General features: G+C 72.7%; 16 protein-coding genes. 13 read left to right on the plus strand and 3 right to left on the minus strand.

What is annotated here, in order from left to right; translation table 11 throughout:
* Positions 1-70: 70 nt before the first annotated feature.
* The 7 genes from I2501_RS21340 to I2501_RS21370 all read left to right on the plus strand — a co-directional run bounded on the left by I2501_RS21340 (position 71) and on the right by I2501_RS21370 (position 7,726).
* Entirely contained in the window at positions 71-1,045 is a 975-nt protein-coding gene (locus I2501_RS21340; RefSeq protein ID WP_196195760.1) for an ABC transporter ATP-binding protein, read from the plus strand.
* Entirely contained in the window at positions 1,042-1,896 is an 855-nt protein-coding gene (locus I2501_RS21345) for an ABC transporter permease (protein ID WP_196195761.1), read from the plus strand. The genes I2501_RS21340 and I2501_RS21345 overlap by 4 nt, the downstream gene beginning before the upstream one ends.
* Positions 1,897-2,003: 107 nt before the next feature.
* Positions 2,004-3,431: a sensor histidine kinase gene (locus I2501_RS21350; protein ID WP_196195762.1), complete on the plus strand. Its 1,428-nt coding sequence runs from the start codon at positions 2,004-2,006 to the stop codon at positions 3,429-3,431.
* Positions 3,428-4,084 carry a response regulator gene (locus I2501_RS21355; RefSeq protein WP_196195763.1) on the plus strand — a complete coding sequence of 219 codons (657 nt, stop codon included), beginning with the start codon at positions 3,428-3,430 and terminating at the stop codon, positions 4,082-4,084. Before I2501_RS21350 ends, I2501_RS21355 begins: the two co-directional genes overlap by 4 nt.
* Positions 4,085-4,298: 214 nt before the next feature.
* Positions 4,299-4,991: an ABC transporter ATP-binding protein gene (locus I2501_RS21360; RefSeq protein ID WP_196195764.1), complete on the plus strand. Its 693-nt coding sequence runs from the start codon at positions 4,299-4,301 to the stop codon at positions 4,989-4,991.
* Entirely contained in the window at positions 4,984-7,083 is a 2,100-nt protein-coding gene (locus I2501_RS21365) for a YhgE/Pip domain-containing protein (protein WP_236046866.1), read from the plus strand. Before I2501_RS21360 ends, I2501_RS21365 begins: the two co-directional genes overlap by 8 nt.
* A gap of 34 nt (positions 7,084-7,117) precedes the next feature.
* Positions 7,118-7,726, plus strand: a complete 609-nt coding sequence (locus tag I2501_RS21370) for a TetR/AcrR family transcriptional regulator (RefSeq protein ID WP_196195765.1) — start codon at positions 7,118-7,120, stop codon at positions 7,724-7,726.
* 25 nt (positions 7,727-7,751) lie between these two features.
* On the opposite strand, the gene I2501_RS21375 is transcribed toward I2501_RS21370, so the two are convergent.
* Positions 7,752-8,858, minus strand: coding sequence for a M56 family metallopeptidase (locus I2501_RS21375; protein WP_236046868.1), 1,107 nt, complete (start codon positions 8,856-8,858; stop codon positions 7,752-7,754).
* A gap of 2 nt (positions 8,859-8,860) precedes the next feature.
* On the minus strand, positions 8,861-9,220 hold the full coding sequence (locus I2501_RS21380) for a BlaI/MecI/CopY family transcriptional regulator (RefSeq protein ID WP_215909854.1): 360 nt from the start codon (positions 9,218-9,220) through the stop codon (positions 8,861-8,863).
* A gap of 96 nt (positions 9,221-9,316) precedes the next feature.
* Between I2501_RS21380 and I2501_RS21385 the strand changes: the two genes are divergently transcribed.
* Both I2501_RS21385 and I2501_RS21390 read left to right on the plus strand, forming a co-directional pair.
* The gene (locus I2501_RS21385) at positions 9,317-9,949 is read left to right on the plus strand and encodes a phosphatase PAP2 family protein (protein ID WP_196195767.1); all 633 of its coding nucleotides are present in this window, start codon (positions 9,317-9,319) and stop codon (positions 9,947-9,949) included.
* A gap of 156 nt (positions 9,950-10,105) precedes the next feature.
* The gene (locus I2501_RS21390; protein WP_236046870.1) at positions 10,106-10,579 is read left to right on the plus strand and encodes a hypothetical protein; all 474 of its coding nucleotides are present in this window, start codon (positions 10,106-10,108) and stop codon (positions 10,577-10,579) included.
* Positions 10,580-10,669: 90 nt separating this feature from the next.
* On the opposite strand, the gene I2501_RS21395 is transcribed toward I2501_RS21390, so the two are convergent.
* Positions 10,670-11,608 (minus strand): ScbA/BarX family gamma-butyrolactone biosynthesis protein, encoded by a 939-nt coding sequence (locus I2501_RS21395; RefSeq protein WP_196195768.1) that lies wholly within the window; start codon positions 11,606-11,608, stop codon positions 10,670-10,672.
* Between the two features lie 150 nt (positions 11,609-11,758).
* Between I2501_RS21395 and I2501_RS21400 the strand changes: the two genes are divergently transcribed.
* From I2501_RS21400 to I2501_RS21415, 4 genes are all read left to right on the plus strand, one after another.
* On the plus strand, positions 11,759-12,442 hold the full coding sequence (locus I2501_RS21400) for a ScbR family autoregulator-binding transcription factor (protein ID WP_328806515.1): 684 nt from the start codon (positions 11,759-11,761) through the stop codon (positions 12,440-12,442).
* The gene (locus I2501_RS21405) at positions 12,439-13,431 is read left to right on the plus strand and encodes an NAD-dependent epimerase/dehydratase family protein (protein WP_196195769.1); all 993 of its coding nucleotides are present in this window, start codon (positions 12,439-12,441) and stop codon (positions 13,429-13,431) included. The genes I2501_RS21400 and I2501_RS21405 overlap by 4 nt, the downstream gene beginning before the upstream one ends.
* A 179-nt stretch (positions 13,432-13,610) precedes the next feature.
* Complete coding sequence (locus tag I2501_RS21410; protein ID WP_196195770.1) at positions 13,611-14,204, plus strand: TetR/AcrR family transcriptional regulator; 594 nt, start codon at positions 13,611-13,613, stop codon at positions 14,202-14,204.
* 132 nt (positions 14,205-14,336) lie between these two features.
* Complete coding sequence (locus I2501_RS21415) at positions 14,337-15,566, plus strand: IS701 family transposase (protein ID WP_196195771.1); 1,230 nt, start codon at positions 14,337-14,339, stop codon at positions 15,564-15,566.
* Positions 15,567-15,712 lie beyond the last annotated feature (146 nt).

A 15,712-nucleotide genomic window follows, 5' to 3' on the forward strand; every position in this document is an offset into this window, starting at 1 on the left:
TCTAGCGTTCTGCGCGGGGCTGCCGGACATGCCGGCGCGGCCCGCACGGACCTCGGAGGGAACCACTCCCGTGATCGAAATCCAGCGCTTGGTCAAGCGCTACGGCGACAAGACCGCCGTCGACGGCCTGAACTTCACGGTCAAGCCCGGCGTGGTCACCGGCTTCCTGGGCCCCAACGGCGCCGGCAAGTCCACCACCATGCGCATGATCCTCGGCCTGGACGCGCCGACCAGCGGCAGCGTCCTGGTCAACGGCAAGCGCTACGCCCAGCACACCGCCCCGCTCCAGGAGGTCGGCGCGCTGCTGGAGGCCAAGTCGATCCACCCCGGCCGCTCCGCCTACAACCACCTGAACTCGCTCGCCCTCACCCACGGCATCCCCCGCCGCCGGGTGGACGAGGTGATCGAGCTGGCCGGTCTCGGCAAGGTGGCCAAGAAGCGGGCCGGTGCGTTCTCGCTCGGCATGGGCCAGCGTCTCGGCATCGCCGCCGCGCTGCTCGGCGACCCGCAGACGATCATGCTGGACGAGCCGGTCAACGGCCTCGACCCGGAGGGCGTGCTGTGGATCCGCACGCTGCTCACCAACCTCGCCTCCGAGGGCCGCACCGTCTTCGTCTCCTCGCACCTGATGAGCGAGATGGCGCTGACCGCGACCGACCTGATCATCGTCGGCCGGGGCAAGCTGCTCGCCGACACCACCGTCGCGGACTTCATCGAGAGCGCGGGCGGCGACAGCGTCAAGGTCGTCTCCTCGGACGCCACCCGGCTGCGCGAGCTGCTGCTCGGCCCGGACGTCACCGTGACCGGTGCGGCCGGTTCGGAGGAGCTCCAGGTCAACGGCCTGACGGCGCGTGAGATCGGCCAGAAGGCCGCCGACGCCGCCATCGCCGTCTACGAGCTGACGCCGCAGGTCGTCTCGCTGGAGGAGGCGTTCATGGCGCTGACCGGCGACACCGTCGAGTACCGCAGCAACGGCAGCACGGGCGCCACCGGCGCCTCGGCGGCTGCGGGCGACAAGGAGCAGAAGGAGGTCGTGGCCGCATGAGCACGACGCTGACGGCGAACGGCGACGTCGCCACCACCCCCGCGAGCGGCTCCGCCGCGACCCCGCGCTACAAGGTCACCTTCGCCCGCGTGCTGCGCGCCGAGTGGGCCAAGTTCCTCTCGCTCCGCTCCACCTGGATCACCCTGGGTGTCTCCCTGCTGCTGCTCGTCGGCATCGGGATCATGTCCGCCTACCGTTACAACCCGGCCGACACGCACGGCCCGGCGGCGGACGCCAAGGACGCGGTCGCCCTGGCGCTGCGCAGTGTCGAGCTGGCGCAGCTGGCCGTCGGCGTGCTCGGCGTGCTGGCCACGGCCGGTGAGTACACCACCGGCATGATCCGCTCCACGCTGACCGCCGTGCCCAAGCGCCTTCCGGTGCTCTGGTCCAAGCTCGGCCTGTACTTCGTGGTCGTGATCGTGGTCTCCACCGCCGGTGCGTTCGCGTCCTTCCTGGGCGGCGAGGGCTTCCTCTCCGGCAAGCCGATCGCGCTGACGCTCTCCTCCGCCGGCGTGCTGCGCTGCCTCTTCGAGGCGGGCTTCTACCTGGCCCTGGTCGCGGTCTTCGGCGCGGCGCTCGGCATGCTGGTCCGCTCGGTCGCGGGTGGCATCTCGCTGCTGGTCGGCACCTTCATGCTGCTGCCGATCTTCCTGGACATCCTGCCCAGCAGCTGGAAGCCGAACGTCTCGCCGTACCTGCCGGGCCTCGAGGGCGGCGCGGGCGGTTCGATGATCTCGCTGCACCAGGCCTCGGGCACGCTGACGCCGGGCAACGCCACCTGGGTGCTGCTGGTCTGGGTCGCGGTCGCCGTCCTGGGCGCCGCGTACCGCCTGAAGCGCACGGACAGCTAGCCGCTGCGCACGTCGCACCGGCCTGGGGGACGTGGAGCGGAGGCTGCCCCTCCGCCCACGTCCCCCAGGCGCGTGGTGCACTCTGAGGACATCATGCTGGGTTCAACGTGACCACCACGACCGATCCCCTCTGGGACCATCCGCTCGCCCGCGCGTGGCTGCGCGTGCGGGCCTTCGACCGTGCGCGCCCGCAGCTGCTGGACTCACTGATCGCCGCGTTCGTGCTGCTGATCGGGGTGGCCGGGCTCTTCCGTGGCGAGCACGACGACCTCTTCGGGATGCGCTCGGTCCCGGTGTGGGTGATCCCGGTGACGGCCGCCGCGCAGGCGCTGCCGCTGGTGTGGCGCAGACGCGCGTCGCTCCGGGTCTTCGCGATCGTGCTGCTGGTCTGCGCGGTGCAGTGGAGCCTCGGGGTCGCGCTGCGCAGCGACCTCAGCCTGATGATCGCCCTCTACGGCGTCGCCCGGTACGCCCCGCCGAGGCGACTGCCGGTGGTCGCGGCGACGGTGCTGCCGGTCGCCGCGGTGCTGGCGTTCCGGGTCGAGCCGCTGACGCGGCAGCCCTGGATCAGCCTCTTCTTCGTCGCCTGCGCGGTGACCGCCGCGTCCGCGCTCGGGCTGGCCGGACGGATCCGGCAGGCCCAACTCGCCGCGCTGGCCGACCGCGCGGCCACCCTGGAGATCGAGCGCGAGCAGCGCGAGAAGCTCGCCACGGCCACCGAGCGGGCCCGCGTCTCGCGCGAGATGCACGACATCGTCGGCCACAGCCTGGCCGTCATCATCGGCCTCGCCGACGGCGGCGCGGCCCAGGCCGAGCTGCGTCCCGAGCGCGGCCCCGAGGTGCTGCGGATCATCGCCGAGACGGGCCGGGAGTCCCTCGGCGAACTACGCCGCACGCTCGGCGCCCTCCGCGCCGACCTGCCCGACGCCGACGGCGAGCCGGGCAGCGGCGAGGTGCTGCGCCCGCAGCCCGGCACCGCCGAGATCGCCGCCCTGTGCGAGCGGATCCGCGCGGCCGGGCCGACGGTCGGCTACACCACCTCCGGTGACACCGCGTCGCTGACGGCGGGCGTCCAACTCGCGGTCCACCGGATCGTGCAGGAGGCGCTCACCAACAGCCTCAAGCACGCGGGCGCGGCGACGGACATCCACGTCTCGGTCGCGGTCGACGGCCGCGCGGGCGAGGTCCGGGTCCGCGTCGACGACAGCGGCCCGGAGGCGTCCGGCGGCCCGGCGCCCGGGGCGGAGGCCGTCCGGCTGGAGTCGGCACGCCTTGAGGCGGCGCGGTTGGAGTCGGCCCGGGAGTCCAGCGACCTCCCGGGGCCGACTGCGAACGTGCCTGCTTCAGCGCAGTCGCGGGGGCAGTTGCCGGGTCAGCTGCCGGGACAGGGGCAGGGTCTGATCGGCATCCGCGAGCGCGCGGCGCTCGTCGGCGGCAGTGCGACGGCCGGACCGCGACCGGGTGGGGGGTGGACGGTGCGTGCCGTGCTCCCCACTAGGCTCGACGACGAGGACAACCCGCAGGAGCGCCCGTGACCACCGTCCTGATCGTCGACGACCAGCCGCTGCAGCGGATGGGCTTCCGGATGCTGCTGGAGAGCAGCCCCGAGACCACGGTCGTCGGCGAGGCGGCCCACGGCGCGGAGGCCGTCCGCCGGACCGCCGAACTCCGCCCCGACGTCGTGCTGATGGACATCCGCATGCCCGGCATGGACGGCATCGAGGCCACCCGCCGGATCGTCGCCGCGGGCGACCGCTCGCGCGTCCTGGTGCTCACCACCTTCGACCTCGACGAGTACGCGTACGGCGCGCTGCGGGCGGGGGCCTCCGGCTTCCTGCTCAAGGACGCCCGCCCGGACGAGCTGCTCGCGGGCATCCGCGCCGTCGCGGCGGGCGACGCTGTCGTCGCCCCGGCGATGACCCGCCGCCTCCTCGACGCCTTCACCGCGCACGGCGCTCCGCGCGAGCCCAACGAGGATCCGCGGCTCGCGCCGCTGTCGCAGCGGGAGCGGGAGGTCCTGGCGGACATCGCGTCGGGCCTGACGAACAGTGAGATCGCGGCGCACCTGGTGTTGTCGGAGTCGACGGTCAAGACGCACGTCAGCCGCGTCCTCGGCAAGCTTGGCGCGCGGGACCGCGTCCAGGCTGTGATCATTGCTTACGACGCAGGGCTGGCCAGACCCTCGTAGGGACGTTGCACTACCCAGGGGCGCGGGGCTCTGCTGATATGCGGCTCCGCCGCGTGGGCGCGACAAGCCACCCACTCAGGTAGAGCCCCGAACGCGCAGGGCCATCCGCATGTCAGTGGTTTCTCGCGCAGTTCCCCGCGCCCCTGGGTGCTGCAACGCCGTGCTATGTTTTGTACTGACCGGTCAGTACAAAGTCGGGAACGGGGGGACACCGATGCCGGAGACGTTCACCGGAGCCTCGGTCGTCGCAGAAGCACTCACCCTGAACGGCCCGCGCGGGCCCGTCTATCAAGACGTCAGTTTCCGTACCGCGCCAGGCCAGTTGCTCGCCGTCGTCGGTGAGACCGGCTCCGGCCGGACCAGTCTGCTGCTGACCCTCGCCGGGAGGATGCGCCCGACCTCCGGGGCGGCCGCCGTGGACGGCGAGGCGCTCCCCCGGCGGGCGGGGGCCGTGCGGAAGATGGTGGCGCTGGGGTCCGTGCCCGGGGTCACCGATCTCGACGGTGGGCTCACCGTCGAGGAGCACCTGACCGAGCGTCTGCTGCTGCGGCGTCACGGCCGCCGCGCGCAGCGCCGTCTCGCTGCCGCACTCGACGCCGCCGGGCTGGACCGCTCCGAACTCCCGCTCCGTGCCGACGCGTTGACCGCGCTGCAGGGCTTCCGCGTCTCCCTCGCCGCCGCGCTGCTCGGCGCTCCGCGCGTGGTCGTCGTCGACGACCTCGGTGACCGGCTCAGCACCGACGACACCGCCGCCGCCTGGCGGACGCTCCGCGCACTCGCCGACGCGGGGCTGACCGTCCTCGCCGCGTCCCGCGAAGCGCCGCCGGAGGCGGACGTCGTCGTCGCGACACGGCCGAGCAAGACCACCGAGACCGCACAGCCGGAACCGGAGAAGACCCATGCGTGACCTGCGTGACCGCATCACCCGTCGCCGTCCGCTGCGCGCGCTCTCCCTCGGCGGGCTGGAGCTGCGGCGCTTCCGTCGCGGCTCGCTGCCCAGGGCCGCGATCGTCGCGGTCGCGCTGCTGCCGCTGCTCTACGGCGCGCTCTACATCTGGTCGTTCTGGGACCCGTACGGCAACTTCGACAAGCTGCCCGTCGCCATCGTCGACCAGGACAAGGGCGCCGACGTCAACGGCAAGCCCATGAACGCGGGCCAGGACCTCACCACCCAGCTGCTCGACCGGGACACCTTCGACTGGCACGAGGTCAGCGCCGCCCGCGCCGACGAGGGCCTGCGCAAGGGCGACTACTACATGACGCTGACCATCCCCGCGGACTTCACCGCCCGGATCGCGTCCAGCGGCAACACCCAAGGGACGCCGGTGGACGGCCTGTTGGAGGCGCGCAGCAACGACTCCAACAGCTACCTCAGCGGGATCATCGCCAAGACAGCCTTCTCCGAGATCCGCGCCGCCTCCTCGTCGAGCGCCGTGCGCGGCTACCTCGACCAGATCTACGTCTCCTTCGGCGACCTGCACGACCAGACCGTCCAGGCCGCGACCGGGGCCGGTCAGCTCGCCGCGGGCGCGCACACCGCGCAGAGCGGGGCGCAGCAGCTCGGTGACGGGCTGCGGCAGGCGCACAGCGGCAGCGAGTCGTTGGCCGACGGGCTGGACCGGCTGCACACCGGCGCCGCCCAGGCCGCCGCCGGGACGGCCGAGTTGGACTCCGTGGTGCACGGCGTCACCGACAGGCTGACGCCGACGCTGCGCAGTCACGCGACCGAGATCCAGCAGGCGGCGCAGGCCGTCTCCCTGGCCGCCGGGACCGTCCAGCAGATCGCCACCCAGCTGCCCGTGGACACCGCCAAGGCGGTCACCGACGCGCAGACCGCGCATACGGAGCTGCAGCAGGTCTACGCCCAGCAGTGCACCGCCCCGACGCTGGGGACCGCGACCGATCCCGCCACCTGCAACGCGCTCCGACTCGCCGTCCAGGCGTCCGAGCAGACCGTGCAGGTCGCCCAGCAGGTCGACAGCGCCGTCAGCGCCGACAAGGGCCAGCTGGCCCAGATCGCCTCCGACGCCGGGACCGTACGCGGCTACGCCGACCAACTCGCGCAGGACGCACCGCATCTGGCCGACCAGATCGACGCGCAGGTGGCGAAGATCGACCAGTTGAACTCCGGCGTCGCCCAGCTCTCCACCGGCAGCGCGCAGTTGGCAACCGGCGCGCAGAGTCTGAACTCGGGCCTGGCCACCCTGGTCGGCGGCGCGGACCAGCTCGACGGCGGCCTCTACAAGCTGGCGGGCGGCTCGGACCAGCTCTCCGGGGCGCTCCAGAGCGGCGCGGCGAAGATCCCCGACCTCTCCGCGCAGGCCCGCGCGGACCGCACCGGCGTGATGAGCGACCCGGTCCAGCTCGCCCTGGACCGGCTCAACCCGGCGGCCAACTACGGCACCGGACTCTCCTCGTACTTCATCCCGCTGGCGCTGTGGGTGGGCATGATGGTCGCCTACATGCTGCTGCGCCCGCTCAACGCACGGCTGTTGGCCGCCAACATCCCCTCCTGGCGTGCAGCGCTGGCCGGTTGGCTGCCCGCGGTGGCGATCGGCGCGACACAGGTCGCGGCGCTGCTGGCGGTGCTGCACTTCGCGCTGGGGCTGGAGCTGGTCCGTACGGCCGGCGCGATCGGCTTCCTGCTGCTGACGACGGCCACGTTCGCGGCGATCCTGCAGTGCGTCAACGCCGTCTTCGGGACCCGCGGGCGGGTGATCGCGCTGGCGCTGCTGATGCTCCAGCTGACCTCGGCGGGCGGCACCTACCCCGTGCAGACCAGCCCCGGCTTCTTCGGCGCGATCCACCCGTACCTGCCGATGACCTGGGTGGTCGGCGGCCTGCGGCGGCTGATCAGCGGCGGCGACCTGACCGTGGTGTGGCAGGGCGTGGGGGTGCTGGCCGGGTTCCTGGTGGTCTCGCTGGCCTGCACCGTCCTGGCGGCCCGCCGCAAGCAGGTCTGGACGGTCACCGCGCTCCACCCGGAGCTCGTCCTGTGACCACCCGTGCGACGGGGTGCGGGAGGATGGCCGCATGACAAGCACCGGCACCGGCACGCGCCGCGAACAGACGAGACAGAAGCTCTTCGTCGCGGCCCAGCAGCTGATCGCGGAGCAGGGTTTCTCGTCGACCACGGTGGACGAGATCGCCGAGCGTGCCGGGGTCGCCAAAGGCACGGTCTACTACAACTTCAAGAACAAGAACGACCTGTTCGAGGAGCTGCTCCGGCACGGCGTCGGCCTGCTCACCGCGACCCTGCGCGAGGCCTCGGCCGCGCATCCGGACGCGCCGGTCGAGCAGCTCGACGCGATGATCCGCGCCGGTCTCGCCTTCATCGAGCAGTACCGCGCGTTCGCCCAGCTGCTGCTGTCGGAGCTGTGGCGGACCAACCGCACCTGGCAGCAGACGCTGACCCTGCTGCGCGAGGACGCGGTCGCGGTGGTCCGTGCGTCCCTGGACGCGGCCGTGGCCTCGGGCGAACTGCGCGAGGACCTGGACACCGGCCTGGCCGCCCCGGCGGTCTTCGGCATGGTCCTGGTCGTGGCGCTGGACTGGCTCACCTTCCAGCCGGAGCGGACCCTGGACGACGTCCACGCCGTCCTGTCGACGATGGTCCGCGGCCGGCTGACCCCGGCCCCGTAGGGCCGTTCGTCGAAGCCCGCCGGTCTCAGCCGTTGGGATCCAGCAGCAGGTGGATGTCGTGCGCGGCGGCGACGGCACAGACGCCGCTCGACGCCAGCAGCGCGCAGAGCGCAAGCAGCGGCAGCCACGGCACGCCCCACGGCATCACGGTCGGCACAGGGGGCGCCAGCAGGGCCGCAACGCGGCGCGGGACCGGCCCCGCGCCGCGCAGTCCGTCGCCCTGCCTAAGGCCGGAGCGGGAGCCTGCGGGGCGGCGATGGGCGCCCCGGCGCAGCAGTCCGGCGATGCCCAGCGCCGTGGCGGGGTTGCGCGCCGGAGCGTGCTTGGCGGCCAGCGCCGCCTTGCCGACCGCGCGAGCCGCCCGACGGCGGTCGCCGCAGACGCGGGCGGCGTGCTCGTCGGCCCAGCGCTCGACGGTGTAGGCGACGGCCCCGTTCAGCGACCGGAGCAGCGGATTGGCGGCGGCGGCGAGATGGGTCACCGCGACGAAGACGTAGTGGTGGGCGCGCAGATGGGCCCGCTCGTGGGCGATCAGCACCTCCCGCTCGCCCTCGTCCAGCGCCGCGAGCATGCCCGAGGAGACCACCACCCGGCCGGGCATCCCCGGCAGCGCGTAGGCGTCGGGCGCGGGGTCGTCCACTACGACGTACTCCCCCGCACGCGGCAGGCAGGCGGCCTCGGAGCCGGCCGCGAGGAGGGCGCGAACGCGTCGCCAGACCAGCCGCACGGCCGCGACCGTGGCGGCGGTGAGCAGCACCGAGGCGCCGGCCGCCTCCAGCAGCGAGACCGGGTCGCCCCGCTGGACCGCCGAAAGGGACCAGTGCCCGAGCACCGCGACCAGCGGCACCCGGATCAGCCCGGCCACCACCAGCACCCCCAGCGCCACCGTGCTCGCGCCCGCCAGCACCACGGCCACGCCGGTCAGCAGCCAGGTCGCCGCGCGCGGCTCCAGCCGCTCGGCGAACGGCCGGGCGACCAGCCCGGCCAGCGCGGGCAGCACCAGCGGGAGGTAGAAGAAGAGGTGCAGCGAGTCCAGCCCGGCCACGCCGGGCAGGGCGAACAGCGCGTGCGTCAGCCCGTGCAGCACGTCCTGCGCGGGCTGGAGCAGCGGAAGAGACGACGAAAGAGACATGGTCAGGGCTGCCGTCCGTCGAGCAGGTGGCGCAGGATCTCCTCGTCGCCGGTCGACAGGTCGCCGACGAACTGGGCAAGGACCGCGCGGCGGTCCGGGTCGGCGTCCAGCGCCTGGCGCATCCGGCGGGCGGTGAGGCCGTGGCGGTCGGCGACCGGACGGTAGGCGAAGGCGCGCCCCTGCTTGACCCGGCCGAGCAGGCCCTTGTCGTGCATCCGGGTCAGCACGGTGACGACGGTGCTGTAGGCGAGCGTGTCGCCGAGCCGCGTGAGGACATGGCCGGGCGTCATCGCCTCGGCCGAGGACTGGAGCAGTTCCAGCACCTCCGCCTCGAGCGCGCCCATCTGTCGCCGCTCGTTCATTCTTCGGCCAACTTCCATTCACCTGCTACGGTCCTGTAGAACTTCCGCAGCCAGAGTCTGCCATGGTCGGCCGAGCGAGCGAGAGACATCCTTCACATGAACAACCTGTTGGCCTTCGACGGCAGTGGGATCGACGGCGGCCTCTTCTCGTCGATCACCGGCATCGCCAAGGACACCCAGTGGCTCAACGAGCCGCTCGACCTGTGGACCAACGCGGGTCTGCTGGTCTTCGCCGTCCTGATGCTGATCGGCTTCCTGCGCGCCCGGCGCGAGGAGACCGCGCGGCTGACGCTGGCGCTGGCCGCACCGGTCTCGGTCGCGGTGGCCTTCGCGGTGGCCGAGGTGATCAAGAAGATGGTCGCCGAGGTCCGCCCCTGCTACTCGATGCCGCACGCGTTCATCGTCGACGCCTGCCCGGTCCGCACCGACTACGCCTTCCCCAGCGGCCACACCACGGCCGCCACCTCGGCGGTCGCGGCACTCTGGCTGCTGGACCGGCAGCTGGCCAAGATCGCGGCGGCCTTCGCGCTCTTCGAGGCCTTCACCCGCGTCTACCTGGGCGACCACTACCCGCACGACGTGATCGGCGCGGCGATCCTGGCGATGCCGATCGCCTACCTGACCAGTTGGCTGCTGGGCCGCTACGCCCAACCGGTCGTCGCCCGGCTCCGGACCGGCGCGCTGGCCCCGCTGCTCACCCGCCGGCCCGGCGGAGCCCACGCCCGCTGACGCCACCGGGCTCGCCGGTCCGCCGCGTGACGGTCCACCGCGTGACGGACACGCGAAGAAGTCGTACACCCGGGAACCAATGACGGACCGTCGAACGTATCCCCCACTGTCGGTGCGATCCTGCCTCCGACACGTTCAGCTTCGGGAGTGATTCGGGTGACCTGCTTCTTCGACCCCCAGCACGGCTACGGCGCGGTCAACGTGGTGTGGCAGCCGCAGTGGGGCGTCCCGCGGCCGGTTCAGACCTGCCAGGGCTGCGCCCAGCGCATCGAGACCACACCGCCGCCCTTCTACACGCCGCAGCAGGGCTACCCGCAGGGCGGTTACCCCCAGAACGGCTACCCGCAGCAGGGCTACGCCCAAGGCGGATATCCGCAGGGTGGCTACCCGCAGCAGCCGCGCCAGGGCCACAGCACCGGCGCGGTGATCGGCGCCGGAGTGGCCGGGCTGGTCGGCGGCGCGCTCATCGGCGAGATGCTCGAGGGCCACGAGGACCGCGAGCGCCGCGACGCCTTCGACGAAGGCCGCGAGTTCGAGGAGCGCCGCGACTACGACAACGGCGGGTTCGACGGGGGCTTCGACGGCGGCAACGACTTCAACGGCGACAACGGGGACAACGGCTTCTTCTAGCCGAGCCCGTACGAGGTCGGCGACGACCCGACGACGGCCCAGGTCAGTTCAACTGACCTGGGCCGTCGGGCTTTCCGGGACCGGGCCCGACTACGCGACCTCCGCGGCCGGGCCGCGCAGAGCGGTGACCGTCGCGCCGAAGGCCTCCTGGCCGCCCTGGGTGATCGACACCCGCGAGGAGACGTGCGTCGGCAACTGCGCGGGCAGGATCTCGACCTCGACCCAGCAGGGGGCGTCCAGCTCGACGTACCGCTGGAAGGTGCTGTGCATACCCGTGATCACCGGGGTCGCGGGGTGGGCCACCGCGTACGCGGCCTGACGGGCGGCCTCCAGCAGCAGCATGCCCGGCGCGTGGTCGGTGCGGTGGTCGAACAGCGCCGGGTGGGCGAGGTCGACGCGGAGCTGGTAGCGGTTCGGGGCGTCCGTCGGCGCGAGGACCACGTCGCGGCGGCGGTCGCGGCCCGCCATGGGCGGCGTGATCGGCGCGGCAGGCGTGAGGGCACCGCGGACGGCGTGCTCGATGTCGGCGTACTCGCCGCGCAGCCGCTGGTAGATCGCGGGCGACTGGTTGGTGAAGTGCGTGTTCGCGGTGCCGAGGTGCACACCCTCGCGGGTCATGTCGACGTCCATGGTCAGGGCGGCCAGACGGCTGCCCCTGCGGACCACGTCGGAGCAGGTGATCCGCGCGGTGATCTCGGCCGGGGTCCCCTCGCAGACGAGGGCCGCCGGGCTGGCCGTCCAGGTGAGGTGGTCCCAGATCTGCCGGTGCCCGAACGGGGCGTCGTAGCCGAGATGGCTGAGCAGCGGGATCGCCTGACGGACCGTCTCGACGAGGAGCAGCGGGTCGTGCCGGCCGTCCGCGGAGTCGTAGAAGCTGTGCGTGCGCGGCCACTGGGCCGCCACGGTGAAGGAGTCGTCGCCGTGGACCTCACAACCGGTCAGCAGCACCTCGCTCTGAGCAGCCTTGTGCACGTACTGCCTCGGGATGGTGGAGGTGAAGACCGGGTGGTGCGAGGCGAGAACAGTCATCAGGAATGTCTCCTATGGCCTCAACAGCAGCCTGTTGGTGTTGGTGCACAAGAGGGCATTATGGGCGGAATGGCCCTTGTGGCTTCCATGGTCGTTGCCACGACCGATAAGATAAAGGACGATCGTTTTTTTTGTCGAGAGGTAATACAGGTGAGCTCCAAGGAGAGGACCCGCCGGGAGCCGCAGGAGCGTGCGGTGCGCACCCGCGCGGTCATCCTGCGGGCCGCCGCGGAAGTGTTCGACGAGTTCGGCTTCAGCGGTGCTTCCATCAGCAAGATCATGAAACGTGCCGGGGTCACCCAGGGCGCCATGTACTTCCATTTCGGCTCCAAGGAGGAGCTCGCCCACGCCGTGATGATCGGTCAGGGTGAGGGTCTCCACATGCCGGAGGGCGAGGACGGGCTGCAGCGACTGATCGACATCACCCTCTACCTGGCACGCCAGCTGCAGACCAACCCCGTGCTCCGTGGCGGCGTCCGACTCGCCGTCGAGCAGGGCGAGTTCGGCATGCACGACGACCAGCCGTACCAGCAGTGGGTCGAGGTCTTCCGCCAGCAGCTGCAGGCGGCCCGCGCCCGTGGCGAGCTCAACGAGGCTGCCGACGAGGGCGAGTTGGCCGTGGTGCTGGTCGGATCCTTCTCCGGCACCCAGCTCTTCTCGCAGATCACCACCGGGCGGGCCGATCTGCCCGAGCTGATCTGCACGTTGTGGCGGTACCTGCTGCCGGCCGCCGCCACGGAGGAGGCACGCGCTTCGTTCCGGATCGCGCCGGACGCGGCGGACGTGCCGGACGCACCGGACGCGCTCCCCCTCAGCGACGCCGCGACCCCGTGAGGGCGACCGTACTCGGCGCCACCGGCTTCGTCGGTGGCGCCGTCGTCGGTGAACTGCTGCGCCGGGGCGTCGAGGTGAGAGTGGCCGGTCGGCGTCCCCCGCGCGAGGCGCAGCCGACCCTCGCGCAGCCGAGCGACGCGCACCCGGACGGCGTCGAGCACGTCTACGCGGACTTACGGGATCCCGGCTCGCTGCACGGGATTTGCGAGGGCAGCGACGTGCTGCTCCAACTGGCCTCCTACATCGGCCCCGACGAGGAGATGTGCCGGGCCGTCAACGAGCACGGGACGGACGCCGCCGTCGCGGAGGCCCGGCGGGCCGGGACCGCGCACGTGGTGCTCCTCTCGACCGCGGCGGTCCACGGCGCCGGTCCGCACAGCGGGACCGCGGTGCTCGCGACCGAGACGCGGCCCGTGTCCACCGCCAGCCGCACCCGACTGACGGGGGAACGTGCCGTGCTGGCCGCCGGTGGCACGGTGCTCCGGCCTGGGCTGATCCTCGGCGAGGGGGACCGCTGGGTGGTGCCCGCGCTGGAGGAGTTACAGCGTCGCGTCCCGGCCCGCTGGGGCGCGGGACGGGCCGTCCTGTCGGCGGTCGGCGTCCGCGACCTGGCCCGGTTGGTGGCGGGCGTCGCCGCGCACGGCACGGGCCTGGGCGTGCGGCACGCGAGCCACCCCGCACCGGTCTCGATCGGCGACCTGCTCGACGCGCTCGCCCGGCACGGTCTGCTGCCAACGATCGGCGAGTCCTGGCCGCTCGACCGATGCCTGGCACAACTCAGAGCCACGAGTGGGAAGATGAGCGAGCGTCAGTTCCGCTTGTTCGCCGAGGACCACTGGTACGCGGGCGACGGCACCTGGGACACGGTCGGCGTGGCGCCCGGCCCCGGCCCGCTGTCCTGCCTCGATGAGGCTGCCCCCTGGTACCGCGCCCACCTGGGCGGACTTCCCGTGCGCAGCGATCGGCCCGGACAGCCCGAACCCGCGTGACCGTCCGACGCCGAACGTGCCAAGGTGCACGCGTTCCGACGCCCTACCTGCCAAATTCGTCGGGACGTCGGGCAGGTCGACGACCTCGTCGCGCCGTGCCGGTTAGATTCGCCTGCACCTGACACCGTCCGTGCACCCACCATGTCGCGGGCGGACAAACTTCATATCGGGAGTGAACTATGGGCCGACAGGAGCGCGCGGAACGGACCCGCCAGACCCTGATCGTCGCCGCCGCCGTCGAGTTCGACCGGCACGGTTTCAGCGGCACGTCACTGTCCCAGGTCAGCAAGGCCGCCGAGGTGACGATGGGAGCGCTGTCCTTCCACTTCCCGTCGAAGAACGCCCTGGCGACGGAGGTGTGCGCCCAGGGCGCCGCCGCCACCCGCGCGGTGCTCGACCAGGTGACGGCCGCGCCGCGGCCCGGCCTGCCGGCCGTGGTCGACCTGACGCTGGCGCTGGTGCAGTTGTTGGAGCAGGACGTCCGCGCCCGGGCGGGCGCGCGACTGGGACGCGAGCTGGCGCCCGAAATGCCGAGCTGGCACTCCCTGTGGCACGAGGACCTGCGCGCCCTGCTCGACCGGGCCCGCCTCGACCGGGCGTCCACCGCCGGGGAGGGCCTGAAAACCCTGGTGCGGTACCTGATGGCCGGGGCCGAGGCGTCGATCCGCGACAGCGGGGCGAACGGCGGAGTGGTCGCTGAGCTGCAGGGTGTCTGGGCGCTGCTCGACCGGGGCCTGGACCTCGGCGGCCCCCTCCGCGCCGGCGTCGACTGAACGCTGTGCGCTGAGTGGTGTGCGACCGGGACGGAATCCGGGCGGGGGCGTAGGCTTGAGAAAAATACAGAGCGTTATGTATTGTTTCTCTGCCCATCCCTGACGCCAGATTCCAGCCCGGGGAGAACTCACGTGCCCACGCACCGCTCGCACCGCTCGCACCGATCCCGACCGGATGTCAGCGCCTTCGCGGAGAGCCTGTTCGCGGTCCTGCCGCGCAGCGACCAGCGCAAGTGGGCCGAGGTCTACCTGCGGGGCCTGCTCACCGTGTCCGGCCGCAAGTCGCTGCGCCAACTTGCCCTGGCCGTACCGGGTTCGCCCACCGCGTCGCAATGCCTCCAGCAGTTCATCAACGCGAGCCCCTGGGACTGGGCGCCGGTGCGCCAGGAGCTCGCCCGCACCGTCGCGGCCGCGCGGCCGCCGGACGCCTGGACGATCGGCGCCGCCGTCATCCCCAAGCGCGGCGAGCACTCGGCGGGCGTGCACCGCCGGTACGTCCCCGGGGCCGGACGCGCGCTCAACTGCCAGGTGGGGCTGGGCCTGTTCCTGTCGAACGAGGAGTCCAGCATCCCGCTCGACTGGGAGCTCTTCCTGCACGAGAGCTGGCGCTCCGACGCGGACCGGCTGCAGCGCGCCCGCATCCCCAACGAGGTCTCCGGCCGCCCCGAACTGGCGCAAGTCCTCGACCTGGTGGACCGTCGCCCCGTCACATCAGCCTCGCGTGCGACGCCCCTGGTCGCCGATCTGTGCGACCTCGGCGAGTTGGGCGGCCTCGCGTGTGCCGACCGGCTGCCCGCCGAGCTGGCCGGACGCGGGGTGACCTACGTCGTGCGCGTCCCGTCGACCCAACTCCTCGCCCCCGTCGCGCCGCCGGGCCGCCCGGTGGCGCCGCGTCCAGCTGCGGAGCTGCTGCACGCACCGCCCACGCGGCGTCGCGTGCCGATGCTCGTCTCGGTGCCGGTCCGGCTGCCCGGCTCCGAACTCCCGCACCGGCTCTGGGCCCACGAGCCCGGGACAGATCCGCGCACCGTCCGCTACTACCTCACCGACCTGGCCGACGCCGGCGCGGACCGGGTCGTCTCGCTGCTGCGCCATCTGGAGCGCACCGAGGTCGCGATGACAGCTCTGGGCGACGGCTTCGGGATGCGCGACTTCGCGGGGCGGTCCTTCCTCGGCTGGCACCACCACATGACGATGACGTCGGCCGCCTACGCCTACAGCCGCATGGCCGACACCGGCCGCCCGGCAGCCGTCCCCCTCCCCCACCCCACGCGCCCGGCCCCGTGCGTCGGCGTGCCCCGAAGCCGCGCGCTCACCCCCCGCCCGGGCCACCGGCACGGCCGACCTGCGGCCCGGGTCTAGGGCCTACTGCGGCCCCGGCAGGACGCGGGTGAGGCAGTCGGTCAGCGCGTCCTCGAACAGGGCGTGCAGCCCCGCCGCAGCGCCGCGGCCGCGGCCGGCGGCCCCCCGGGCGGCCCCCCCGGGGGGGGGCGCCCCCCGGTGCAGGA

Origin of the sequence: Streptacidiphilus fuscans, assembly GCF_015690355.1 — a bacterium.
Lineage (GTDB): Bacteria > Actinomycetota > Actinomycetes > Streptomycetales > Streptomycetaceae > Streptacidiphilus > Streptacidiphilus fuscans.

Coding starts and splice junctions, on each gene's coding strand:
- I2501_RS21380 (WP_215909854.1), bottom strand. CDS start 9,220: ATGAACGAGCGGCGACAGATGGGCGCGCTCGAGGCGGAGGTGCTGGAA.
- I2501_RS21345 (WP_196195761.1), top strand. CDS start 1,042: ATGAGCACGACGCTGACGGCGAACGGCGACGTCGCCACCACCCCCGCG.
- I2501_RS21365 (WP_236046866.1), top strand. CDS start 4,984: ATGCGTGACCTGCGTGACCGCATCACCCGTCGCCGTCCGCTGCGCGCG.
- I2501_RS21395 (WP_196195768.1), bottom strand. CDS start 11,608: ATGACTGTTCTCGCCTCGCACCACCCGGTCTTCACCTCCACCATCCCG.
- I2501_RS21370 (WP_196195765.1), top strand. CDS start 7,118: ATGACAAGCACCGGCACCGGCACGCGCCGCGAACAGACGAGACAGAAG.
- I2501_RS21385 (WP_196195767.1), top strand. CDS start 9,317: ATGAACAACCTGTTGGCCTTCGACGGCAGTGGGATCGACGGCGGCCTC.
- I2501_RS21410 (WP_196195770.1), top strand. CDS start 13,611: ATGGGCCGACAGGAGCGCGCGGAACGGACCCGCCAGACCCTGATCGTC.
- I2501_RS21375 (WP_236046868.1), bottom strand. CDS start 8,858: ATGTCTCTTTCGTCGTCTCTTCCGCTGCTCCAGCCCGCGCAGGACGTG.
- I2501_RS21360 (WP_196195764.1), top strand. CDS start 4,299: ATGCCGGAGACGTTCACCGGAGCCTCGGTCGTCGCAGAAGCACTCACC.